Annotated in this window: 29 protein-coding genes and 1 tRNA gene; 19 read left to right on the top strand and 11 right to left on the bottom strand. The window is 41.8% G+C overall.

What is annotated here, in order from left to right; genetic code table 11:
• Positions 1–144: 144 nt before the first annotated feature.
• The 4 genes from ICN14_RS10285 to ICN14_RS10270 all read left to right on the top strand — a co-directional run bounded on the left by ICN14_RS10285 (position 145) and on the right by ICN14_RS10270 (position 4,266).
• Positions 145–1,452 (top strand): HD-GYP domain-containing protein, encoded by a 1,308-nt coding sequence (locus ICN14_RS10285; protein ID WP_216226385.1) that lies wholly within the window; start codon positions 145–147, stop codon positions 1,450–1,452.
• 871 nt (positions 1,453–2,323) lie between these two features.
• Positions 2,324–3,403, top strand: a complete 1,080-nt coding sequence (locus tag ICN14_RS10280; protein ID WP_216226384.1) for a hypothetical protein — start codon at positions 2,324–2,326, stop codon at positions 3,401–3,403.
• A 3-nt stretch (positions 3,404–3,406) separates the two neighbouring features.
• Entirely contained in the window at positions 3,407–3,835 is a 429-nt protein-coding gene (locus tag ICN14_RS10275) for a diguanylate cyclase (protein WP_216226387.1), read from the top strand.
• A 5-nt stretch (positions 3,836–3,840) separates the two neighbouring features.
• A complete protein-coding gene (locus ICN14_RS10270; RefSeq protein ID WP_216226383.1) occupies positions 3,841–4,266 on the top strand; it encodes a BLUF domain-containing protein in 426 nt (141 codons plus the stop codon).
• Positions 4,267–5,064: 798 nt separating this feature from the next.
• Here ICN14_RS10270 and ICN14_RS10265 read toward each other — a convergent pair.
• Both ICN14_RS10265 and ICN14_RS10260 read right to left on the bottom strand, forming a co-directional pair.
• A complete protein-coding gene (locus ICN14_RS10265) occupies positions 5,065–5,211 on the bottom strand; it encodes a lmo0937 family membrane protein (protein WP_216226382.1) in 147 nt (48 codons plus the stop codon).
• A 13-nt stretch (positions 5,212–5,224) separates the two neighbouring features.
• On the bottom strand, positions 5,225–5,560 hold the full coding sequence (locus ICN14_RS10260) for a BON domain-containing protein (RefSeq protein ID WP_255536051.1): 336 nt from the start codon (positions 5,558–5,560) through the stop codon (positions 5,225–5,227).
• Between the two features lie 369 nt (positions 5,561–5,929).
• On the opposite strand from ICN14_RS10260, the gene ICN14_RS10255 reads away from it, so the two are divergent.
• The 3 genes from ICN14_RS10255 (at position 5,930) to ICN14_RS10245 (ending at position 9,268) form a co-directional block, all read left to right on the top strand.
• Entirely contained in the window at positions 5,930–7,231 is a 1,302-nt protein-coding gene (locus ICN14_RS10255; RefSeq protein WP_255536050.1) for a glycosyltransferase family 2 protein, read from the top strand.
• Positions 7,228–8,172 (top strand): hypothetical protein, encoded by a 945-nt coding sequence (locus ICN14_RS10250; RefSeq protein WP_216226380.1) that lies wholly within the window; start codon positions 7,228–7,230, stop codon positions 8,170–8,172. Before ICN14_RS10255 ends, ICN14_RS10250 begins: the two co-directional genes overlap by 4 nt.
• Positions 8,173–8,539: 367 nt before the next feature.
• Complete coding sequence (locus tag ICN14_RS10245) at positions 8,540–9,268, top strand: Crp/Fnr family transcriptional regulator (protein ID WP_216226379.1); 729 nt, start codon at positions 8,540–8,542, stop codon at positions 9,266–9,268.
• A gap of 44 nt (positions 9,269–9,312) precedes the next feature.
• Here the strand turns inward: ICN14_RS10245 and ICN14_RS10240 are convergent, their stop codons facing one another.
• Entirely contained in the window at positions 9,313–9,471 is a 159-nt protein-coding gene (locus ICN14_RS10240; protein ID WP_216226378.1) for a hypothetical protein, read from the bottom strand.
• Positions 9,472–9,525: 54 nt separating this feature from the next.
• A tRNA-OTHER gene (locus ICN14_RS10235) sits at positions 9,526–9,599 on the bottom strand.
• A 307-nt stretch (positions 9,600–9,906) separates the two neighbouring features.
• Between ICN14_RS10235 and ICN14_RS10230 the strand changes: the two genes are divergently transcribed.
• The 4 genes from ICN14_RS10230 to ICN14_RS10220 are packed head-to-tail and all read left to right on the top strand — an operon-like array spanning position 9,907 to position 11,217.
• Positions 9,907–10,359 carry a universal stress protein gene (locus ICN14_RS10230; RefSeq protein ID WP_216226377.1) on the top strand — a complete coding sequence of 151 codons (453 nt, stop codon included), beginning with the start codon at positions 9,907–9,909 and terminating at the stop codon, positions 10,357–10,359.
• Between the two features lie 21 nt (positions 10,360–10,380).
• Positions 10,381–10,506, top strand: coding sequence for a hypothetical protein (locus ICN14_RS10405; RefSeq protein WP_255536048.1), 126 nt, complete (start codon positions 10,381–10,383; stop codon positions 10,504–10,506).
• A gap of 26 nt (positions 10,507–10,532) precedes the next feature.
• Positions 10,533–10,757, top strand: a complete 225-nt coding sequence (locus tag ICN14_RS10225) for a heavy-metal-associated domain-containing protein (protein ID WP_216226376.1) — start codon at positions 10,533–10,535, stop codon at positions 10,755–10,757.
• Positions 10,741–11,217, top strand: a complete 477-nt coding sequence (locus ICN14_RS10220) for a hypothetical protein (protein WP_216226375.1) — start codon at positions 10,741–10,743, stop codon at positions 11,215–11,217. The genes ICN14_RS10225 and ICN14_RS10220 overlap by 17 nt, the downstream gene beginning before the upstream one ends.
• An 11-nt stretch (positions 11,218–11,228) precedes the next feature.
• Here the strand turns inward: ICN14_RS10220 and ICN14_RS10215 are convergent, their stop codons facing one another.
• The 6 genes from ICN14_RS10215 to ICN14_RS10190 all read right to left on the bottom strand — a co-directional run bounded on the left by ICN14_RS10215 (position 11,229) and on the right by ICN14_RS10190 (position 13,554).
• On the bottom strand, positions 11,229–11,504 hold the full coding sequence (locus ICN14_RS10215; protein ID WP_216226374.1) for a SemiSWEET transporter: 276 nt from the start codon (positions 11,502–11,504) through the stop codon (positions 11,229–11,231).
• Positions 11,505–11,531: 27 nt separating this feature from the next.
• On the bottom strand, positions 11,532–11,954 hold the full coding sequence (gene trxC, locus ICN14_RS10210; protein ID WP_216226373.1) for a thioredoxin TrxC: 423 nt from the start codon (positions 11,952–11,954) through the stop codon (positions 11,532–11,534).
• 19 nt (positions 11,955–11,973) lie between these two features.
• Entirely contained in the window at positions 11,974–12,402 is a 429-nt protein-coding gene (locus ICN14_RS10205) for an organic hydroperoxide resistance protein (protein WP_216226372.1), read from the bottom strand.
• 120 nt (positions 12,403–12,522) lie between these two features.
• A complete protein-coding gene (locus tag ICN14_RS10200; RefSeq protein ID WP_216226371.1) occupies positions 12,523–12,729 on the bottom strand; it encodes a hypothetical protein in 207 nt (68 codons plus the stop codon).
• Between the two features lie 54 nt (positions 12,730–12,783).
• Complete coding sequence (locus tag ICN14_RS10195; protein ID WP_216226370.1) at positions 12,784–13,305, bottom strand: YceI family protein; 522 nt, start codon at positions 13,303–13,305, stop codon at positions 12,784–12,786.
• A 30-nt stretch (positions 13,306–13,335) separates the two neighbouring features.
• A complete protein-coding gene (locus tag ICN14_RS10190; RefSeq protein ID WP_216226369.1) occupies positions 13,336–13,554 on the bottom strand; it encodes a hypothetical protein in 219 nt (72 codons plus the stop codon).
• A 211-nt stretch (positions 13,555–13,765) separates the two neighbouring features.
• Between ICN14_RS10190 and ICN14_RS10185 the strand changes: the two genes are divergently transcribed.
• Genes ICN14_RS10185 through ICN14_RS10175 form a run of 3 tightly spaced genes read left to right on the top strand, consistent with a single transcriptional unit; the run spans position 13,766 to position 15,159 of the window.
• Positions 13,766–14,119 (top strand): hypothetical protein, encoded by a 354-nt coding sequence (locus ICN14_RS10185; protein WP_216226368.1) that lies wholly within the window; start codon positions 13,766–13,768, stop codon positions 14,117–14,119.
• A 4-nt stretch (positions 14,120–14,123) separates the two neighbouring features.
• Entirely contained in the window at positions 14,124–14,525 is a 402-nt protein-coding gene (locus ICN14_RS10180) for a hypothetical protein (RefSeq protein ID WP_216226367.1), read from the top strand.
• 55 nt (positions 14,526–14,580) lie between these two features.
• Entirely contained in the window at positions 14,581–15,159 is a 579-nt protein-coding gene (locus ICN14_RS10175) for a superoxide dismutase (RefSeq protein WP_216226366.1), read from the top strand.
• A 4-nt stretch (positions 15,160–15,163) separates the two neighbouring features.
• On the opposite strand, the gene ICN14_RS10170 is transcribed toward ICN14_RS10175, so the two are convergent.
• Positions 15,164–15,412, bottom strand: coding sequence for a DUF2789 family protein (locus ICN14_RS10170; protein WP_216226365.1), 249 nt, complete (start codon positions 15,410–15,412; stop codon positions 15,164–15,166).
• A 91-nt stretch (positions 15,413–15,503) separates the two neighbouring features.
• On the opposite strand from ICN14_RS10170, the gene fumC reads away from it, so the two are divergent.
• The 5 genes from fumC (at position 15,504) to ICN14_RS10145 (ending at position 20,684) form a co-directional block, all read left to right on the top strand.
• Positions 15,504–16,895 carry a class II fumarate hydratase gene (gene fumC / locus ICN14_RS10165; protein ID WP_216226364.1) on the top strand — a complete coding sequence of 464 codons (1,392 nt, stop codon included), beginning with the start codon at positions 15,504–15,506 and terminating at the stop codon, positions 16,893–16,895.
• Positions 16,896–16,944: 49 nt separating this feature from the next.
• Entirely contained in the window at positions 16,945–17,424 is a 480-nt protein-coding gene (locus tag ICN14_RS10160) for a bacterioferritin (protein WP_216226363.1), read from the top strand.
• 16 nt (positions 17,425–17,440) lie between these two features.
• Positions 17,441–17,995 (top strand): NADPH-dependent FMN reductase, encoded by a 555-nt coding sequence (locus tag ICN14_RS10155; protein ID WP_216226362.1) that lies wholly within the window; start codon positions 17,441–17,443, stop codon positions 17,993–17,995.
• A gap of 14 nt (positions 17,996–18,009) precedes the next feature.
• The gene (locus ICN14_RS10150) at positions 18,010–19,497 is read left to right on the top strand and encodes an RNB domain-containing ribonuclease (RefSeq protein WP_216226361.1); all 1,488 of its coding nucleotides are present in this window, start codon (positions 18,010–18,012) and stop codon (positions 19,495–19,497) included.
• A gap of 74 nt (positions 19,498–19,571) precedes the next feature.
• Positions 19,572–20,684 (top strand): MFS transporter, encoded by a 1,113-nt coding sequence (locus ICN14_RS10145; protein WP_216226360.1) that lies wholly within the window; start codon positions 19,572–19,574, stop codon positions 20,682–20,684.
• Positions 20,685–20,710: the final 26 nt, after the last annotated feature.

The following is a 20,710-nucleotide window of genomic DNA, read 5'->3' as shown; positions in this document are numbered from 1 at the left end:
GGCCATAAGTCGTCATTAACTCCAATTAACTTTAATATTAATCCCGTGAAATCCATTCAACAGTTAAATTACGGGCGTAAACTGATCTTGTAGTTGAATGATCATTCATATGCTGGTGGAGCTTGAGGGCGGGGTGGATTAAGTATGAACTTAACTGTAGAGCCACTTTATCTTATATCGATTATCGTTAATTTAACGGTCGGTTTTTTGATGCTTTTCCTTTATAGGGGGCAGAATGATCGATCGGCAAAATATTGGTTTATTGCTTCTTTGGCATTGGCATTGAGCGTTGGGTTTATTCTCTTCCGACCCTATCTCCCCGCAGTCTTTAGTTACTCGATAGCACATACTCTCTCAACAGCATCATCGATTCTATTTGGTTACAGTCTGATCCTCATTGGTAGTCAGAAGGCAAGATTTCCATATGCCCTGCTATTGATTTGTGTCGCTTATGGATTTTTATTGCAGTATTTAGTGGTCTCGAGCGCTGGTCGCATAACTCCAGCCTTTATTGCTGGTGCATGGAGCATTTCTTTGCTTGCTGCAAGCTGGATGTCTTTACGTGCCAGCAGGCTTTTAAAAAATGGTTACATCGAGTTGATGACCTGGCTTTTCCTGTCGTCTGCAATTCTATGGGTAATGCGAATTCCACCGCTATTTGCTGGATTCACTGAAAGCCTTGGGGACCCAGGCGCAATCAATACAGTGACTTTAATTGGAATTGTGGTTTTGGGAATTTTGCGGCAGTTATTCTATTTGGTTATTCGCTTGTCTGAAATGTTTAAAGATTTACTTAGAAAGCAAACGATAAAAATCGGCGAGACTGAAGAGGCGTTGCTTGCTAGTTTGACTACCTTGGCTTCTAAGCGAGATAACGAGACAGGGAATCATATTGTTAGAACATCAAAGTATGTAAGAGTGATTGCGCAACAACTTCAATCTATGGGGCATTACGCAGAATTTTTAACCGATGTGCGGATAAAAGATCTCTACCGCGCTGCACCATTACATGACATTGGGAAGGTTGGCATTCCAGACGCAATTCTGAATAAGCCTGGCAAACTGAGCCCAGAGGAGTGGGAGGTGATGAAGACCCATGCATCTATTGGTGAGTCAATATTGGTCACCGTCAAAGAAAGATTTTCTGATCTACCTAGCTTCTTGCAACATGCGATTGAAATTGCTGGAGGTCACCACGAGCGCTGGGATGGTACCGGCTATCCTCATGGGTTAAAAGGTGAATCCATCCCTTTATCTGCCCGCATTATGGCTGTGGCTGATGTCTACGACGCTTTAGTCAGCCGGAGAATATACAAAGAGCCTTGGACGCACGAAGAGGCATGTGATGAGCTTCTGAAATTGAGCGGTTCTCAGTTTGACCCAAGAATCATTGATGCTTTAGTGTGCGAAATGGATGCGTTTAAGCTTATTTACGAAGCCCACAAAGATTAATGAGCATATTTGATTTAAATCAAAGAATGCGGTGGCAGTTCGTCTAACATGAAGCTAGAGTTGCACTTAGGTCAAATTGGCTGATTTATCAGCGCTAACAATCTACATGAGTGATGTTTTTTATAAATTGAATTGGTAAATGATTGAACAGATATTAAGCCGTCAATGAAGCGCTTCAAGAGTTGGGTTTCATAGCGTTTGATTTAGGTTCAGAAAATTCAGATGGCACTTTTTATTGGAAATGAAAATAGAGAGAGTGGGGTATTGAGATGGTTGAAAATGCATTTAAATCACATGCTGCAGATCCACTAAGTATGATTTTTGAGATTCAGAAGTCTGCTTTTCAGATGCAAAGTATTTGGTTGAGTCTATTGCTTGGAGCTTCTAGTAGCTCTAACTTTATTAATGACTATAAAAGCGTTCTTGAAAATTGTCAGTCAAGAGGTGTGCAAAGAAACAGAAGATCCTACGATCAACTCAATTCTGAGATATTCAATATCTCACCAACTTTATACATTGATTTTTTCAACGAGATGTCAAAGTTATATGCGCCAAAAATCAATTCTGTGACCCGTTTGGAGAGGTCGTAATAGGGTAGGTTTGGATGGGGCCCAATAAACAAATTTCCAACGTTTGACATATTAAAAGGCTTCTTTCAGCAAAATGCTGGGATTTCAAGGCAAATCCTTCAACGAAGAAGATGCAGTTTTTGCTTTGCGATTTTCCAAGGGCCGTGTAGGGTCGAATAGTGCCCAATTGCTCAAACTGACTCAGATGACTCAATCCGGCCAATGCCTGTCCAATCTCACTCCATGCTAAGCTATTGCTTATAGTATCTATAAAAATAAAATATTAATAGACCCAAGGCGCAATGGCACTTCGCAGAATCCGCAACCAATACATCTCGCAGTTTATTTTTATTTCAGCAATTCTGGGGATTGGCTCGGCATTTGCGTTGTATGAGAATTATTCTTTATATCAGCAGTCTCAAAAAGAAGAGTTGGTTCGAGAAGCTTACGCCTCTAATACTATCTTAGAGGCAGTATTAGGCGATGCCTCAAAGATTGTGGATGTGGCAAGGCCCAAGTTAGAGCAGGCTTCGAATAATGGCAAGTTAACAAAAGAGTCTGCCTATCAAATACTAAAAGATGCACATCTCACTTTTTACTCTGCCAATACAAATAACTCACTTCAATTAGCGGTATTTATTGACTCAAATGGGCTTGTTCAGGCGACAAGTAATGGTGTTGTAGACAATCTCATTGATCTATCGGATCGACTTTATTTTTCAATGCTAAAAAATAACCCTAAGCTTCAGTATGCTGTGGGCAATTTAGTAACCGCTAAAACAACGGGGCTTCTAACATTCCACATTGCCGCACCTGTTCTAGATCGCTCCGGACAATTTCTGGGTGTGATTACTCAACAGGTTGATGCAGAGGCCTTGGCGGATCACCTCGCCAAATCACTGAATTCGATTGCTAGTACTCAGATATTGGTCAACTTAGAAGGTGGAAAATTAGCTTTTATGTATCCTAAGCCGTCGAATCAAGGGAATATTGATTTTCACCTCAGTATGCATATCGACCAACGGGTACGTGATGATGGAAAAGGTTCCGGTGTTGTAGACATTAGTGCCGCCAATCAGCTCTCTCAACGCTGTTTTGTGGGATACGCTATATCCAAAAAATATGAATTAGTGACGACTGTCTCATTGCCGGTGGAGATAGTAGCAGCAGATTACTTTAAGCGCAGTAGTCTATTGATCTTCATTATCGTGTTGGGCTTCATTTCAGTAGCACTTACTATTTGGCGTTTTTATAAGAAGGCGCTGATTATTGCGGAGTCTTTAGTTATTGCCTTTACAGATGCTTTGACTGGACTGAAAAATCGCCGTTTCTTTGATACTGAATTCCCGAAATATTGGAAAGATGCGCTTCGGTCAAGGTAGCCCATTAGCGCCTTATTTATCGATATTGATCACTTTAAAATCTTTAATGATGATTATGGTCACGACTGCGGTGATGAGGCCCTTATCGAAGTTGCAAAAGTAATTCAAAAATGTGTATCTCGTCCACTAGACTTTTGCTGCCGCTGGGGTGGCGAAGAGTTTGCTGTTGTTTTGCCTAATACTGGTGAGCGAGGCGCTATCTTGATTGCAAATGAAATATTGGAAGCTGTACGCTCTATATATCTAGACTTTCCATGTGATAAGCATCCAAAGATTACTGTCAGCGTTGGGATTGCCAGCATGGTCGTTGATGAGTCAAACAAGACCGATGATTTGATTGATATGGCTGATAAAGCTATGTATATCGCTAAACAAAGCGGACGGGATAAATACGCAGTATTTGATAGGCCACTGCGATCATTGGAGACTTAATCGTTATGTCCAAAAAAGAGGATCTTGTAGAGTTAAGTTATAAAAGTGATGCGGTCAATGATTTTGGATTGCTCGGTATCATGCGCTTGCTTGAAACTTCCTATCACTGGAATCTACGACACGAATTAACGGGAGTTCTCTTTTATGACCACGGTCATTTTGGCCAAATCTTAGAGGGGAAAAGGGCTGATATTCAAGAGATATGGTCGCGCATTGAAAAAGACCCAAGACATCACCGCGTTGAGCTTATCGGAATTCGTGAAATTGAAGAAAGGCGCTTTCCTAATTGGGCATTAAAACTTTACGACGGAAAGGAGTTTGCTAAAGTTCTTCCGCGGTTTGCAAATGCAATTTCCGACATTGCCTTATCAAATATAGAGATGATGAACACGATGCAAGCCTTGGGCTTTAAGATCAAGGATGATATTTAGCGTGCAGATTTTCTGTTAAGTATTGGATAGTATTTTTTAAGGTTTTTTGTAAGTGACGAAGATAAAAATAAGAAAAAAAGAATCTGGACAAAAGATTGGGTACTTGAAAGTGCAACATTATCTTCAACCCGTAAAGAGTGGGCTGAGAAAGAGCCAGGCGCCTACCGTGCAGTAATTAGAAGTGGCTTGAGACATGAGGCAACTGCCCATATGAAGCGCTTTTATGTTAACTGGAGTATCGACTTGTTAAAGGCATTAGCTCTGATTTACAAAACGCGGAATGCTTGGCAAAGAGGTGATGCCAATGCTTATTTTGCTGGAATGCGAAAAAAAAGGGGGGTACTTGACGTCCTTCGCGCTCATATGCCCAATCGATGAAAGTCTCATTCTAGTTTAACCGAAGCACCTACGTTAATGACAGTAGATCAGGAATCTAAGATGCACCTACTGACGAGCTATCACGATTGACTATTTGTTGATAGCTCGAGCGTCTCTTATGGGTCGTTAGCCGTCTACCAGCCATCCACATATGAAATGTCGGTTAACCCGAAAAACCCTCGCGTATTGAGACGCTCACGGTTACCCAGCGCCTACCATCGCCACCAATTACGCTCCACAAGATCAACTATTGTCACAAACGGTAATCCATACATTTCATTCAGCCAAAAAGAAAAGAGCCGCCCGAAGGTGGCTTTTGTATAACTGATGGGTCGGGCGAGATTCGAATCGCGACCAACGGATTAAAAGAGCCGTTTTAACGCTGACGGACTCAACTTAACAGAAAAATATACGATAAACCTACAGCCGTCGTCCTTGAATGATTTCAACAAGTAACATAACAATTGCAATGACTAGCAGAACGTGGATAAACCCACCAAGGGTGTAAGAGGAAACAAAACCTAGCAGCCAAAGGACTAGAAGAATAATGGCAATGGTGCGAATCATGGAGTCTCCCTTGTTATCTGTAGAAAGGGTTCATGCTTCCCTTAACTCGCATATCATTTTTAACTGAAGTCACGCCATTGATAGTCTTTGCAACATCAACTGCGCGATTGGTTTGTTCGATGCTGCCTACAAACCCACTAAGTTGAACCTCCCCCTTGAAAGTGACTACATTGATCTCAAGAGATTTTAGTGAAGGGTCATTAAAGATGGCAGCCTTAACTTTGGTGGTTATTGCGCTGTCATCAATATATTGACCTGCACTTTCGCTAGTGGCTGAGCCGGCACACGCTGAGGTCATCAGGGTGACGGATATTACTAGCAATACGAGTGATTTTTTAATTAATTGCATATGAAGCCTCATTTCTAAAAAGAGTGCTTTGCGAGGAGGGTGTTAACTCAAAAGGCTGGAAGGTGGGCCTAATCTCATATTACGCCTATTAGTTTGATAAAAGGACTTTAAATTGAAGGGGTCGGATGCCTTGCCTAATTATCTTAGTGTCATATGGATTTGTGATGCCTTAGTCGTAATTGCGGCTCTTTAATTTCTGGAATAACCCTAAAGGCTGCACAGGCTACCCCATAGCATTGCCGTTAACCATGTGGGTAGGTGAATAACCTACTAACTTATTGAGGTTTACATAGTATTTGTAGTGAATATTGCCTAATTTCTAGCATTCATGACATACTTAAATACATCATTAATTTTTGGTACTAGTTTTTGTACTTCTCTGTAAAAACAAAATTTGTTACAGCCTTGCTCTTTTCCTTGAGCTGGATGGCTTTTTCTTTTTGGTTTTCTCAGCCTTGGTATTCGGATCTGAGTAATGCTATTGGGCTGATTCCCGCCTATTTCATCATTACATTTATAGCCATCATCCCTGGATTTATGAATGCATTTGTATCAATTGCTTTATTCCTGGATAAACGGCCCAACGTGATTGAAGGACAAAAGTATCCGCCAGTCACAATACTAGTCGCTGCCTATAACGAAGAGCAGGCAATTAGTTCAACTCTATCCGGAATATTTTTACAGGATTATCCGGCTGATATATGTGTCATTGTTATTAATGATGGGTCAATAGATGGAACTCCTCGCATTGTTGAGTCCCTTAGGGAAAAGCACCCAAAATTAGAATTAATTAACTTACCTAAGAACGCTGGAAAAGCTACCGCCCTTAATTATGGGCTTGAAAAAAGTAAAACCGACATCATCATTTCAATCGATGCCGATAGCTATATTCTTAAAGACGGTGTACGACACTTAGTCGGTCGATACCTCTCTGACCCCACTAATACACGGGCGGTAGCTGGTGAGATTCTAATAAGAAATTCGCGAGAAAATTGGATTACCAAAGCGCAGGAATGGGATTATTTCCTAGGCATCGCAACCGTGAAGCGTATTCAATCACTGTTTCAGGGTACGCTAGTCGCGCAAGGCGCCTTTTCACTCTATGACCGCAAAACTGTGGTTGACTTGGGTGGGTGGCCTAATATGGTTGGCGAAGATATTGTCTTGACTTGGAAAATCCTTTTGGCTGGCTATAGGGTGGGACATGCTGAAGATGCTTTGGCGTTTACTGACTGCCCTAACACTTTGAAAAAGTTTATTAAACAAAGGCAGCGCTGGTCGCGGGGGCTGATAGAGACATTCAAAGAAAATCCAACAATTTTATTTAAACCGAGGTTATCAACCCTCTATATCTGGTGGAATACGCTATTCCCATTCATAGATATAGCCTATACCTTTGGTTTTATACCTGGAATGGTGTTGGCATGCTTTGGAATATATTGGATAGTTGGCCCAATGACTTTGTCTCTCTTGCCCTTGGCCTTCATACTTAATATGCGTATGTACTCCAAGGGAAAGGCTATGTTTGACCAAGAGGGCCTAAAAGTACGCAAAAATATCTTAGGGTTTCTATTCTATGTATTTGCATATGGATTGGTTTTGCAGCCAGCCTGCGTTTATGGATATTTTTCAGAGCTTTTTAATCTCAAGAAGACTTGGGGGACAAAATGAGATCGCTTCGCCATTGCCTATTCGCCTTACTCTTATTGAATATGGGTTCAAGCTTATACGCTCAGGAAGAGGAGGCTACAAAGCAAGCAATTTCTATTCCAAATGCCTATATTGCCTCTGACAGCGAGGGATTCTCAACCTACAAGTACAACGCTGGCTACATGCCTTTATACGAGCATGGAGAAAAATATACCGGACTGAGTTATCAGCATAATTACTTTACGCAGGGTGGCTGGGACTCATCTGCGGAGGTCTATACCTTAATAACTAAGAATATTAATCCCAGAACAAGCCTGGGATACAACCTTAGCCTTGGTTATAACTTGCAAAATGGCTATAAGCTACTCACTACAGATAGTAATTACAGCTTTCGCGTTACCGATTCAACAAAAGCAGAAGTTTTTGTTAACCGCGATCGAGTTGAAACACAAAATGCACTTAACAACGGGATCTATTACACATTTGGTGGTGCCAGTATTGAGCAGCAAATTATTGAGCGATTAACGGCAATTGTGATGGCAGGCAATATGTATTTTTCGGATACTAACACTAGGCCGACAGTTAGGGCAAAGCTGATTTATGACTTAATTCCTGATTATGGGGTAACTGCCCAATTACGTTATCGCCAATTTCGCGATACCAATACCAATGTTGTGAATAATTATTTTAACCCAAACGAATATAGCGAAACGATGATTGCCTTTGGGGCTAGAAAAAGGATTGCTGGTTGGGTTTTGAGCGGTACGGCGGGGGTAGGGCGGCAAACCGTTAATCAAGACCCAAGCACCACCACTCAACTTTATGAGCTTGCAGCAACGAGTCCTGTTGCCTCCAATGACTACTACTTTAAGACCCGCGCAGGGTACGGCAAGTCTGCTGGTTTTTTGGGTCCCAATTACTTCTACCGCTATGTAATGGAAGAGATGATTATTCCGTTTTAATCTTACTAAGATTTCGAACTGTTTATCTCATCATTAGCTAGCTTCACAGCTCAGATAAAGATCTTTAGTGAGTCAGGCTGTTGATAGGCTGAACAAATTAAATGGGGTCAAACTGCAGGTTATTAAATCTGAAAAGCGCCGAATTAATTGGCAGCTCAGTTCTGCGGGGCACATAATGACCCCAATGAGCAAGTTTCCAGTCCAATAGGAGCATTTTCTAATTGCTAATTAGCCAATCAAGATCTATAAAAGAAGTATGTTCTTTTGTATTTAATAAGTGCTAGAAATTATGGATATTAAGGGTAGTGCTGTAATTCATTCGGATTCTCATGCCCCCTGCTCGAATTGTGCTCAACGCAGTAGGTGTGTGATTAGTGAAATTTCAACGAAAGAAGTAAGTACGCTTTCATCATCGTATATATCGAGAAAATCCCTTCATGAAGGGCAATACCTCTATAGAAGAGAGGATGCATTTCATGGTGTCTATTCTTTGAGATTTGGTGCCGTTAAAAGCGAATTAGTATTTCGCGATGGTGTGCCGCAGGTAACCCATTTTTCTGTGCCCGGCGAAGTTCTCGGCCTAGATGGTCTGAGCAGTGGGAATTACCAGTTAGATGTTGTATGCCTAAGCTCTGTAGAGGTCTGCTCCATTCCTATAGCAGACCCTAAGGTAATGATTCAAAGCTACCCTGAATTTATGGGAGAGTTAGCCGCCTCATTGAGTGAACTATTAAACGTTTCATATGCACACAATTACGACCTAATGAACCTTAACTCGCTTGAGCGAGTGGCTGATTTTCTGATTGATTATTCCAATCGACTGAGTACTGTTGGATTTGACCGTGATAGCTTTGTATTGCCAATGTCACGACCTGATCTGGCTAATTACCTAGGGTTAACAGTTGAAACCCTCAGTAGATCTTTATCTCATTTAGAGAAAATCAATGTTATTAAAGCTAAAAATCGAGAGATTAAGTTTATCTCTAGGGCGCCTATCTTTGAGATGCTTAATTCAATTACATTAAGAGAAAAGCATGAACTCTCTAAAATTGGATCTCATTCGTTCCCGCCATTTAAGGAGAAGAGAAAGCCATAAATTGCAGATTAGCTCAACTATGGCTTCCTTGTATTGATGCTTTATTAGTTTGCAATATCTCGATGCCGAACATAGCTTTGTAAGATCTTTTCTCGAAAAACTAAGTCCTCAAAAATAAGCTTTTCTAAATTATCAGCATGTTTCTTCGGGTCTTCACCAGGCTGCTTGGTTAGCCAGTCATATACATCGATAAGACTCTTCATGTTAATCATCCTTACTCCCCTTAATTTAATTACCAAACGGGCAAATTACAGGATTGATGAGTGAAGGGAATTGAACCCTTGTGACATCTCTTTTGAGTTTGCCGTTCTACCATTGAACTACACCCATCTCAGAGGGCGGGGACTAGATGTTTTGCCGCGCTAGCAAAAGATTTCGATCTATTCCCTCCCTCATAAATCGAACTACACATCGCCGTCCACACCCTCTTTATAAATAATCTATTAATTTTATTTTTGATTCATATCAATTTTCGCGATTAATAAAAAGTGAAAATGCCGTTTTTTATGGTGAAACTTTCATGGGCATTTACGAGATGCTAAAACCCCAATTTATCTCGAATATTTTGATGTATATCAATCCCAGGACTAATCATCAATATACATTCAAGATGAAGGCAATTCATAAGGATGGTAAGTATGTATAAAAAGATACTAGTGGCAGTAGATAGCAGTGACACAAGCAAATTGGCGCTTAAGGAGTCAATTAAGCTAGCTAAAGAGAGCGACTCTACATTACGTGTTGTTTACGTAATGGACAACTTCAATATTTATCCGGAAGCAGAGTATTCGAGCTATAAGGATATGCAGCAGTCCTTACAGCATGAGGGTGAAATGATTCTGGAGGCCGCCAGAAAAAGTCTGAAGTCATCTGGAGTTTCATATGGCCAGCACTTGATAAAGACAAGCGCCAGAAATCCCAGAATTGCTCAGGCCATTTCTGCGGATGCTGATAAGTGGAAGGCAGATTTAATTGTAGTCGGGACCCATGGTAGGCGTGGATTTAGCCACTTTTTACTTGGAAGTGTTGCTGAGTCAATCGTACGCATAGCAACCAGGCCGGTCTTACTGATTCGTGGAAAGTCTACATAACAGAAAATATAGGAGGTCAATATGAATCAGATGATGGATGGTTTCATGATTGGTGGTATGGGCATCATCGGCGCCCTATTGGCAATAGCACTCATACTATCTATTGCTTCATTATGTAAGTATCTTTTTTCAAGTGACAAGAGGTAGCGAAAGATTTGAAACTAGGGGGTTAAATGGAAAATCTAAATTTGAATGTCCAAGGCATTGCCTCGGCATCATGTATAAAAATAATCAATAGTGCATTGAGTCATCTAGAGGGTATACGCAGCGTACATGTTGACTGGGAGTCTGGAAGAGTCCAAGTACAGCGCAAATCTCATCAATATGACGACATTATTCATGCCCTAATGGCAGTTGGATATTCGGCTAGCCTTGACCTAGATGAGCAAAACTCCTAAATATTCTGATAATTATATGAAAACTTTATTACACGCAAGCGCAGGAATCTTTGCAGCATTCTTCTTGTTCGTATTTTTTTCTGCCACTCTCGTAGCTGAATTTTATTATTCCCCGGGTGATGTTGTTGCTGTTCAGCAATCTATTTTGCAGGCAATGTGGGTATACATTCCGCTGATTTTAGTTGCTGGGGGTATAGGTTATTTTCTTGGAAATGAGCGCAAAGAAAGTATTGTTAAGGTTAAAAAGCAGCGAATGCTAGCGATAATTCTTGTTAGTATCTTTTTGCTGCTTCCAAGCATATATGCATTAGCAAGTCAGGCCGATGATTACGTTAGGAATACAGTTTTTTATGGCATTGAGGTATTCGAGTTAATTGTGACCGCTCTACTAATGATTCTTTTGGCTCTTAATGCTCGAGATGGGGCTAAATTAACTAGTGATAGACCGACAGTGGATTAGTAATCGCTTGTTTAGGATTTGGATAGCGATCTTAATTTTAAAACTAAGATACTGCCAGCCAACATCAGGCTCATGCTGTTTGATAATATAAGTGGCCACTTGTATATCAATATCCCATACAAAAGCCAAGTTGCAGCACCAGCTGTAAAGAGGGAATAAACAAAAACAGAGATGCACAAGAAATTACCGATTTTCCAAATCTGAAGCGCCTGTGGAATCAAGGCAATTCCAGTAATTACCGCAGCTAAAAAACCAATATATTCGGCAAGCTGAGATGAATTAGGCATATGTGCTTTGATGAATGAGTGGCTGGCTCATCCAATTGCCTGATCGATAAATTGATTTAGTTGTGCCGTTTGCAGTGCGCCGCATACTCGATTGAGCTCTTTACCACTCTTAAATAAAACTAGAGTGGGTATTGATCGTATATTGAATTTTGCTCCTATTGCTGGATATTTCTCTGTATCAATCTTTACGTGAACTATTTTATTGGAGCGGGCGGTGGCGCTTGCCTCAAATGTTGGTGCGAACATTTTGCAAGGTCCACACCATGGAGCCCAAAAATCAACAATAATAGGGAGGGTAGAGTTCTTAATCAATTCCTCAAAGTTGACCTCATCGGGATTGATAGGGAGTGATAACAGTTCATTTTTGCAGGCTCCACAAGTGGCTTGACTGGCAATTTTTTCAACAGGAAAGCGATTGCTTTTGTGGCAATGAGGGCAGGAAACAATCATATTATTTCACCTTCTTAGTTCAAATTAAAGCAAGCTCAACTGAAATGTTGCCTCTTGTTGCATTTGAATAAGGGCATACTTTGTGCGCCTCATCAATGAGATTCTGCGCCACGCTCTTTTCAATGCCTGGTAACGAAATACTCAATTTAACAGCGATTCCAAAACCAAATAGTGTTGGACCAATATCAACACTTGCATCGATATAAGTATCAGCAGGGACCTCAATTTTCATTGGACCTGCTACATACCGCATGGCACCTAAAAAACAAGCCGAGTAACCAGCTGCAAATAATTGTTCTGGATTTGTACCGGTTCCGGAGCCACCCATTTCCTTTGGTGGGGTGAGTGTGACGTCTACATGGCCATCATCGGTGCGTGAATGTCCCTCTCTGCCGCCAGTAGTGTGGGCATGAGCGGTATAAACTACTTTATCTAGCTTGGTGAGCATATAGCCTCCTATAGTAAATGTTTGTGATACAAGAACCTATCTTAATAGGGTGTTAAGTCAATCAACCGTTTCTGATTTATATAGAAATAATGCAAATGAGTGGTGAGTAGTCTTAAAGATCTACTCCCTAACTTTTGCAATTAGACTGCCGGCATCACCTCGGCCCTCATCTTGAGCAAGTCTTAGCGCTTCAAGCTCAAATGCTCTGAGATCTACCTCATCTTGGTTTAAGTCAATGGGGTTAACAATTCCTTCTATGGAGATGATGTAGGTCCAAACAATTTCTGGAGACCAATCATTCGTAAAAACATCGACAATCCGTTTCATCATTTACCCCTCTGTATTGATGGCGATTAGGAGATCTAAGGTTCAAATTCATTGCTACTTAACCTTCGATGCCTCAATTGCAACCTTAATTACAACCTCATCAGTAATTTGTGGCGCGTATTTACTCATGTTGAAATCTGACCTCTTGACTACCGCTACGGCATTTGCGCCAAAGTGTTCTTCGCCACTAACGGGGTGCTTTCCATATTCAAAATGAATAACCTCTAGAGTGATGTGTTCGCAGATATCCTTTATGGTCAATACACCATGCACTGCGGTAACCTTTGAACCCTCAAATTCGACCCTATCAGACACAAAAGTGGCCTTTGGGTATTGGGCAGTATTAAAAAAATCAATGCCTTGGATATGCGAATTAAATAGCTCCGACCCAGTACTGACCGACTTGGTATCAATATCAATCTTGACCGAGCCAGTTCGTGATTTCAGATTTAGCTTAATCTCTCCGCTTATCTTGTCAAATCTACTGATCTGCCTTGAAAATCCGAAATGACAGTATTCAAAGTAGACAAAAGTGTGACCTGAATCCAAGCTATAGAGCTGTTCAGTTTTTGGCATACATCCCCCTGGATAGATATTGATTCGACCCTAAATTGCAATAACCACTAAAACGCCCATAGCAACTTTCTCCTCAAACTGGGCTAACTTGAGATAGCTGGCATCGCCGGTACTTTTCAGGATTGAAAGCCCTTCATTTGGGTCAAACCTTGCCAGATAGTCGCCTGGGGTAATCGGAGAAAACCCGCTATCAGAGCCATCAATTGCATGTCTGCGACCTAAAAATCCCTTATTCACATGTACTTGCATTGCAATCCCCCTTACTAATTCAAATTGAATGAAGTAATCATCTCTTTTGCCGCCAATTGTTTCTTGATATGTATCAAAAAATTGCAAAAATTATTGAAAAGATTTTTAATTAATTTTGATACGTATCAAAAAAGATAATTCCTTGCGTTTTATTGTGGTTCATACACCAGTTGGTGTTATTGAATTTCTATCTAAAAGTAAGGAGAAGTTGATGAAAACAATCATTCGATCAGTAATAGCGCTCGCTATTGTATTTTCAATTGGCACTTCATATGCCGCTGATGCTGGATCCATAAGCATCATCACCCCTTCGGATGGTGCCGTAGTGCAGGGTAATGCAATTTCAAAATTAATCTATCGGGTTAAATTAGGTCCACAAGGGGATCATCTACATGTTTACGTTGATGATCAAAAACCAATAGTTGACAGAGAGGTAACTGGCTGCCCATGCGCTGTCGATCTACCTCCACTCTCAGCTGGTAAGCACGTAATCCTAGTTAAAGAAGCCCGTGCTGATCACAGTCTCACTGGATTGCAATCTTCAACTATGTTCATTACTAGATAAAGATATGCAAAACTTACTCTACGCGCTTATTCAGAGTGTTCACAATTTGCTCGCCGTTCTCATTGTTGGGGTTGGTGCGTATGGTTTATTTTTTGCGCTCAATCCAACTAAGAGGGCGTTAGCAGCAGTCCAGTCATTTGCCTGGGCTCTACAGGGTTTTACAGGCGCAGCATTTGGATTAACCACTTATCACTACTTCCATCAGCTTCCTGACATTCATGGGGTGGCGATTGCTGCGCTTTTGATAAAGATCGGCTGTGTGGTCCTGGGATTTGCATTTGCTGCAACATATGTGTTATTTGGACCTCAGTTTTCAAAGGTCGTTGATAAGATATTTTGGTGGCCTATGTTCCTATTTGGCGTTCTTGCATTAAGTTCTGCTGCATTCCTAAGATGGTTTTCATAACCAAATAAGTGGATCGCATACATCTCTTAAATTCAATTTATTAGAAAGACTGAATATGGAATACTCACTACCCGTATTGCCCTATGAACTAGATGCATTGGAGCCCTATATTTCTAAAGAAACGGTGGAGTTCCATTACGGCAAGCATCACAAGGCCTATGTTGAAAACTTAAATATCCTAATTAAGGGTACTGGCTTTGAAAATTCAAGCCTAGAAGACATCATTAAGAATGCCTCTGGCCCAATTTTTAACAATGCCGCTCAAGTATGGAATCACTCGTTTTACTGGATGGGGTTAGAGCCTTCCACTCCTGAGATTCCATTTGGAAAGCTTGCCAAAGCTATCGATACAAAGTGGGGATCATATGAGGCATTTGTAGCAGATTTTTCAAGGGTAGCGGTTGGAACCTTTGGATCTGGGTGGGCCTGGTTGGTAAAAAAGGCAGATGGATCCCTAGAAATTGAGTCAACAAGTAATGCAGGTACACCCCTAGCCACAGGATCTAAGCCCTTACTCGCGTGTGATGTGTGGGAGCACGCTTATTACATTGACTGTAGAAATGCTCGTTCTCACTACTTACACAGCTTTTGGAGGTTGGTGAATTGGGAGTTTGTTGAGAAGAATTTTGAATGAGTGACTATCTCTTTGTCGGCTGGTGTCTAAGTAGATTGTTCAATAAGTCAATTGCTTCAGCCCAATCGGCATCCCTTAATAATTCATCTCTTAAAAAATCTTTTTGAACAGGCTTCCACCATGCAGCATCTGCTAGCAGTATGGATTCATCTAATGGGGCATGAGACTGAATGAACGATTCTATTTCAGAGCAATTATCAGGTAGCCCCAACTGTTTAAAGAGGTCTCGAAGAGATTCAAATGGCTTGATCATGTTAACTCCTTCTCTATATTTAATTTATACGCCGATAAAAAATAAACCACAAGCATCTTGCTATGTATATAGAAAGGTATAGGATAAAAGTATGAGAGAAACCCGAATCGAGCATGACACTATGGGGGATATTGAGGTATCCAATGCCAATTTATGGGGCTCTCAAACGCAAAGAGCGCTCATGCATTTTGATATCTCAACAGAGAAGATGCCTCTTGAATTTCTCTGGGCTTTAGCTGAGGTTAAGCGCGCCTGTATATTGGCCAATATTCATCTCGGCTTATTTTCCATGCGCAAAGGGGAGCCTTTATTGCTGGCTGTAGAGGAAGTAATCATGAAATTGCATTGGAAAGAGTTTCAGCTTTCCATATGGCAAACAGGCTCGGCGACCCAAACAAATATGAACATGAATGAAGTTATAGCCAATCTAGCATCACGCTTAGCGCAGACTGAGGGCGGTCAAAAACGTCAATTTCATCCAAACGATGATGTGAATGCAGGGCAATCATCCAATGATGTCATTCCAACAGCTATTCATGTTGCTGGGGTCTGTCAGATTAGGCAGTTTTTGTTACCCATCCTGGATGAGTTAATAGACACTTTTGAGAAAAAGAGTAAGGATTTCTCAGGAATCACCAAGGTTGGCAGAACACACCTTCAAGATGCGGTGCCTCTTACTCTTGGCCAAGAGTTTTCTGGATACCTTTCTCAGTTGCGTATCGCAAGATGGGCAATACAACTAGCATTGCCTGGTTTATCTGAGCTTGCAATAGGCGGAACAGCGGTGGGAACCGGAATTAACTCAACCCATCAATTTGCAAAATTGGTAGTTGAAAATCTTTCCCTCTCTACTGGTATTGCTTTTACCGAAGCAGAGAACAAGTTTGCTGCAATAGCGGGAAGTGAAGTTCTCGTAAATATGCATGGAGCTCTTAAAACGCTAGCAATTGCATTAATGAAGATTTCTACAGATATTCGGTGGATGGCTTCTGGCCCCCGGTCTGGATTGGGTGAAATTAGCATTCCTGAGAATGAGCCTGGAAGCTCAATCATGCCGGGAAAAGTGAATCCCACCCAATGTGAAGCACTTGCCATGATTTGTTATCAGGTAATGGGAAATGATGTGACTATCGGAATGGGCGCTGCATCAGGCAATTTTGAGCTCAATGTATTTAGGCCATTAATTTTGCATAACTTCCTTCAAAGTATTCGCCTGCTTGCCGATGGTATGAATTCTTTTAATCAATATTGCGTTAAAGGCATTGAGCCAAACCGCGCTCGAATAACAGAATTAATGAATGCCTCTTTAATGTTGGCTACCGCTTTAAGCCCTCATATTGGTTACGAAAAGACGGCAGCCATTACAAAATTGGCTCATGAGAAAAATATGAACTTAAGGGAAGCTGCAATAAATAGTGGGCTGGTAACGGAATCTGATTTTGATCGGTGGGTAGTACCTGAAAAACTAACCAAAAATGAATAGAGAAGTGGCGATGTTTGTAGTTTTACTAACATGATCTAAGGAGATCGGTATGAACGATATGAATAATCAAATTGCTGTCGAGTCGCTCAATAGAATTATGGAGCTAGAGTTAGCTGGGGTTGTTAAATACACCCACTACTCACTAATGGTTTATGGTTACAACCGAATTCCCATTGTTGATTGGTTAAAGGGAAATGCAACTGAGAGCCTGAGTCATGCCCATAGGGCAGGTGAGCTGGTTACCTTGCTTGGCGGTCACCCATCTTTAAAGATTGGACCCTTACTCGAGACAGAAAAGCATGATATTGGCGATATATTGCGCGAAAGTCTTGAGCATGAAACGATCGCTTTAGCTGCTTACTACGACCTATTAAAGATTGCTACGCGTACTCATCCAGAAACCAGTGGAGTGCAGTCGGTATTGCTTGAGGAGTATGCAAGGGAACTGATTGTTCAGGAGGAGATGCATCTTGATGAGGTCAATAAGATGTTGAGAAAGCCTGGGGAGATTAGCCCCTTTTCATCATAAGGCCAGGAGCTTAATTATGGATACCTTACAGATTGCTGTCATTGTGGGAAGTTTGCGAAAAGACTCCTTTAATCGCCACTTAGCAAATGCCATAGTTCGAATGGCGTCCAATACCGTTAGTTTTCATTTTGTGGAAATAGGGGATTTACCTCTATATAACCAAGACGATGATGAGCATCAGGCCAATTCAGTATTGCGAATGAAGTCTGAGATTGAAAACGTTGATGGTGTGTTATTTGTTACTCCGGAGTACAACAGATCTATTCCAGGGGTTTTAAAAAATGCCTTGGATCATGGCTCACGTCCATTTGGCAGTAACTCGTGGGGTAATAAGCCTGCTGCCATCATTGGTATATCTCCAAGTCCTATTGGCACGGCATTAGCACAGCAACATTTGCGTGGCGTCCTTGCTACTTTGAATATGCCTACCTTATGCCAGCCCGAAATGTTTTTGCAAATAAAAGACGGCTTCTTTGACGAAGCTGGAAATATCGGGGAGGGTAGTAAGCAATTTCTCCTGCGCTGGATTGAGGTTATGATTAAATGGATTGAAAGTCATGGCGGCCATTAAAAATTAGCTTAATTATGAAAATAAGCCTCAAAAATCAGCATACCCCGAATCAAAGGGAGGAGTTAGATCGTATTGCTGTTGGCGTAATGATTATTCGTGGCTTGGAACCAAATTTTTCATCAAAGGTAGATGAGCAGCTTAAGGAATTCACTGGGCCCGCGCGCGATACAGGTGCTTTCTATCGTGATCTAAGTAATCTCTTGTGGTGCTCAATCGATAATGACGATTCCCGTGACCTCGATCAAATTACAGTCACAGAGCAGATGCCTGATGGTGGGATAAAGCTATATGTAGCGATTGCAGATGTAGATGCACTTGTGAAGATGGATAGCCCTGTAGATGATCATGCCTTTATTAATACACGCTCTGTGTATACCTCTGCGCGCATTTTCCCAATGCTGCCTACGAAGCTCTCCAATGATTTAACTTCGCTCAATCCTCATGAAGACCGCCTCGCAATGGTCTGTGAAATGCATTTTTCTAAGCATGCGGAAATGCTGAGTTCTTCCATTTACATGGCAAAAGTCAGAAACCAATCTCAGCTTGCATATGATGCAGTCTCTGCTTGGCTTGAGGACAAAGGTCCAATGCCCGATGGTGTAAAGCGAATCAGTGGTTTAGAAAGCCAACTAAAGGCTCAGGATGAACTAGCCCAAAAACTTAGGGTTCTCAGGCACGAGAAGGGCTCTCTTGAGTTCGATATCTTTCAGCCTAGAGCAAGTTTTGTAAATGATGAAATAGCGGAAATTTCACAACAAGCGCATAACCGTGCTAGGCAGTTGATTGAAGAATTTATGATTGCTACCAATGGATGCACATCAAGATTTCTGGCTGAGGCGGGAATTTACTCTATGCGAAGAGTAGTTCGCTCGCCGGAGCGATGGTTACGTATAGTTCAGGTAGCAGCCGATCGTGGGTATAAGCTACCCAAGGAGCCTGATTCTCAAGCCTTAGAAGTATTTTTGGCAAAAGAGCATCGTTCCGATCCAGTCAGATTTCCAGATCTCTCCCTGATTATTGTCAAGTTAATGGGCTCCGGTGAATACATTGTTGAAAAGCCTAAAGGTCATGCGGTGGGGCACTTTGGTTTGGCGGTATCGGATTACATGCACTCAACAGCGCCCAATAGACGGTACCCTGATTTGATTACTTTGCGCCTCATCAAATCGGTCTTGTTTGGTCAAAAACCCCCATATTCCACAGATGAATTAAAGGCTCTTGCTTTGCATTGCACCATTCAAGAGGATGTTAGTAAGCGCGTAGAACGTCAGGTAAGAAAGTCTGAGGCTGCACTTTTACTAAGTTCGCGTATAGGGCAATATTTTGATGGCATCGTTTCTGGTGCTAATGAAAAAGACACCTGGGTTCGGATATTTAACCCGCCCGTAGAGGGAAAGCTGGTGCATAGCTCTAAAGATCTTACTGTCGGTCACCTTGTAAGGGTGAAGTTAATTTACACCCATGTTGAACGAGGGTTTATTGATTTTGTTGTAACTGGGTAGAGGATATGTTTAGCTTCATATCGGGGCTCAGGGGCTTACCCAGAACAGTTTGGCTTATAGGGCTGATAAGCCTTGTGAATGATTCTGCCAGCGAAATGCTTTACCCATTGCTACCCCTATATCTAACGTCAGTGCTCATGGCCGGCCCTAAGGTACTGGGCCTCATCGAGGGCATAGCAGAATCTACATCAAGCTTGCTAAAACTTGTTTCTGGAGTGGTGGTGGATCGAACCAAAAGAAGCAAGCCATGGATTGTAGTTGGGTATTTAATGGCTGGCTTAGCTAGACCGCTTATTGCATTTGTAAATTCATGGGGTTGGCTGCTATTAATTCGCTTCTCGGATCGGATTGGAAAGGGGTTACGAACATCCCCCAGGGATGCGCTATTAGCTGAAAGTGTGCCGAGAGATAAGAGGGGGCTAGTGTTTGGGTTTCATCGCTCAATGGATAACGCTGGAGCGGTTATTGGGCCATTAATTGCTGCATTACTGCTGGCATTGAATTTGCCTCTAAGGGATATATTTTTTTGGTCAATCATTCCAGCAGCCATTACCTTGGTGTTAGCAATTTCGCTTAAAGAGCCTAAGCAGGCGATCAAAGTCCAAGAGCCAGGTTTTCAATGGAGCTTTGAGGGTATGTCGCCAGAATTCAAGCGCTACCTGTTTGCGGCTGGACTTTTTGCTCTGGGAAATTCTTCGGATATGTTTTTGCTGCTCAGGGCGCGTGAATTAGGTGTCCCGCAGGCTCAAATTCCTCTATTGTGGGCAGCAGTTTCATTGATAACTACCTTGTTTGGGGCACCCCTATCGGCAATATCAGATCAGTACGGACGCAAGCAATTCATCCTGGTTGCCTGGGTTGGATTTGTCATCTTTTATCTAGGAATGGGGATACCAGGACTGCCAATTTACGCTTTGTATAGCCTGTTTGTTCTCTATGGGTTATTCAAGGCTGCAACAGAGGGTGTTGAAAAAGCAATGGTTGCTGATTTGGCGCCGACGGGGCGTACAGGTGCTGCATTCGGTTGGTTTAACCTAATCACTGGAGTAATGGTGTTGCCCGCCTCCTTAGTGTTTGGCGAAATATATGAATCGATAGGGCCAAGTTACGCATTTTGGTTCTCGGGTGGCTGTGCCATTTGCTCCATAGCCCTATTGAAAATTTGGGTATTCAGGAGCAATATTTAATGGAGTTGTCAGAACAAATTAATACA

The organism is Polynucleobacter sp. MG-27-Goln-C1 (assembly GCF_018881905.1).
In the GTDB taxonomy this organism is placed as follows: domain Bacteria; phylum Pseudomonadota; class Gammaproteobacteria; order Burkholderiales; family Burkholderiaceae; genus Polynucleobacter.
The sequence above is the reverse complement of the archived record's forward strand: the minus strand, read 5'-3'. Positions and strand labels throughout refer to the sequence as shown.

Bases quoted from the DNA above. Each gene is read 5' to 3' on its own strand.
- ICN14_RS10200 (WP_216226371.1), bottom strand. From the start codon at position 12,729: ATGAAACGGATTGTCGATGTTTTTACGAATGATTGGTCTCCAGAAATT.
- ICN14_RS10180 (WP_216226367.1), top strand. From the start codon at position 14,124: ATGCAAAACTTACTCTACGCGCTTATTCAGAGTGTTCACAATTTGCTC.
- ICN14_RS10280 (WP_216226384.1), top strand. From the start codon at position 2,324: ATGGCACTTCGCAGAATCCGCAACCAATACATCTCGCAGTTTATTTTT.
- ICN14_RS10225 (WP_216226376.1), top strand. From the start codon at position 10,533: ATGGAAAATCTAAATTTGAATGTCCAAGGCATTGCCTCGGCATCATGT.
- ICN14_RS10240 (WP_216226378.1), bottom strand. From the start codon at position 9,471: ATGAAGAGTCTTATCGATGTATATGACTGGCTAACCAAGCAGCCTGGT.
- ICN14_RS10250 (WP_216226380.1), top strand. From the start codon at position 7,228: ATGAGATCGCTTCGCCATTGCCTATTCGCCTTACTCTTATTGAATATG.
- ICN14_RS10195 (WP_216226370.1), bottom strand. From the start codon at position 13,305: ATGCCAAAAACTGAACAGCTCTATAGCTTGGATTCAGGTCACACTTTT.
- ICN14_RS10150 (WP_216226361.1), top strand. From the start codon at position 18,010: ATGAAAATAAGCCTCAAAAATCAGCATACCCCGAATCAAAGGGAGGAG.
- ICN14_RS10160 (WP_216226363.1), top strand. From the start codon at position 16,945: ATGAACGATATGAATAATCAAATTGCTGTCGAGTCGCTCAATAGAATT.
- ICN14_RS10265 (WP_216226382.1), bottom strand. From the start codon at position 5,211: ATGATTCGCACCATTGCCATTATTCTTCTAGTCCTTTGGCTGCTAGGT.
- ICN14_RS10175 (WP_216226366.1), top strand. From the start codon at position 14,581: ATGGAATACTCACTACCCGTATTGCCCTATGAACTAGATGCATTGGAG.
- ICN14_RS10220 (WP_216226375.1), top strand. From the start codon at position 10,741: ATGAGCAAAACTCCTAAATATTCTGATAATTATATGAAAACTTTATTA.
- ICN14_RS10230 (WP_216226377.1), top strand. From the start codon at position 9,907: ATGTATAAAAAGATACTAGTGGCAGTAGATAGCAGTGACACAAGCAAA.
- ICN14_RS10170 (WP_216226365.1), bottom strand. From the start codon at position 15,412: ATGATCAAGCCATTTGAATCTCTTCGAGACCTCTTTAAACAGTTGGGG.
- ICN14_RS10260 (WP_255536051.1), bottom strand. From the start codon at position 5,560: ATGCAATTAATTAAAAAATCACTCGTATTGCTAGTAATATCCGTCACC.
- ICN14_RS10270 (WP_216226383.1), top strand. From the start codon at position 3,841: ATGTCCAAAAAAGAGGATCTTGTAGAGTTAAGTTATAAAAGTGATGCG.
- ICN14_RS10405 (WP_255536048.1), top strand. From the start codon at position 10,381: ATGAATCAGATGATGGATGGTTTCATGATTGGTGGTATGGGCATCATC.
- ICN14_RS10205 (WP_216226372.1), bottom strand. From the start codon at position 12,402: ATGCTCACCAAGCTAGATAAAGTAGTTTATACCGCTCATGCCCACACT.
- ICN14_RS10185 (WP_216226368.1), top strand. From the start codon at position 13,766: ATGAAAACAATCATTCGATCAGTAATAGCGCTCGCTATTGTATTTTCA.
- ICN14_RS10285 (WP_216226385.1), top strand. From the start codon at position 145: ATGAACTTAACTGTAGAGCCACTTTATCTTATATCGATTATCGTTAAT.
- ICN14_RS10155 (WP_216226362.1), top strand. From the start codon at position 17,441: ATGGATACCTTACAGATTGCTGTCATTGTGGGAAGTTTGCGAAAAGAC.
- ICN14_RS10215 (WP_216226374.1), bottom strand. From the start codon at position 11,504: ATGCCTAATTCATCTCAGCTTGCCGAATATATTGGTTTTTTAGCTGCG.
- ICN14_RS10190 (WP_216226369.1), bottom strand. From the start codon at position 13,554: ATGCAAGTACATGTGAATAAGGGATTTTTAGGTCGCAGACATGCAATT.
- fumC (WP_216226364.1), top strand. From the start codon at position 15,504: ATGAGAGAAACCCGAATCGAGCATGACACTATGGGGGATATTGAGGTA.
- trxC (WP_216226373.1), bottom strand. From the start codon at position 11,954: ATGATTGTTTCCTGCCCTCATTGCCACAAAAGCAATCGCTTTCCTGTT.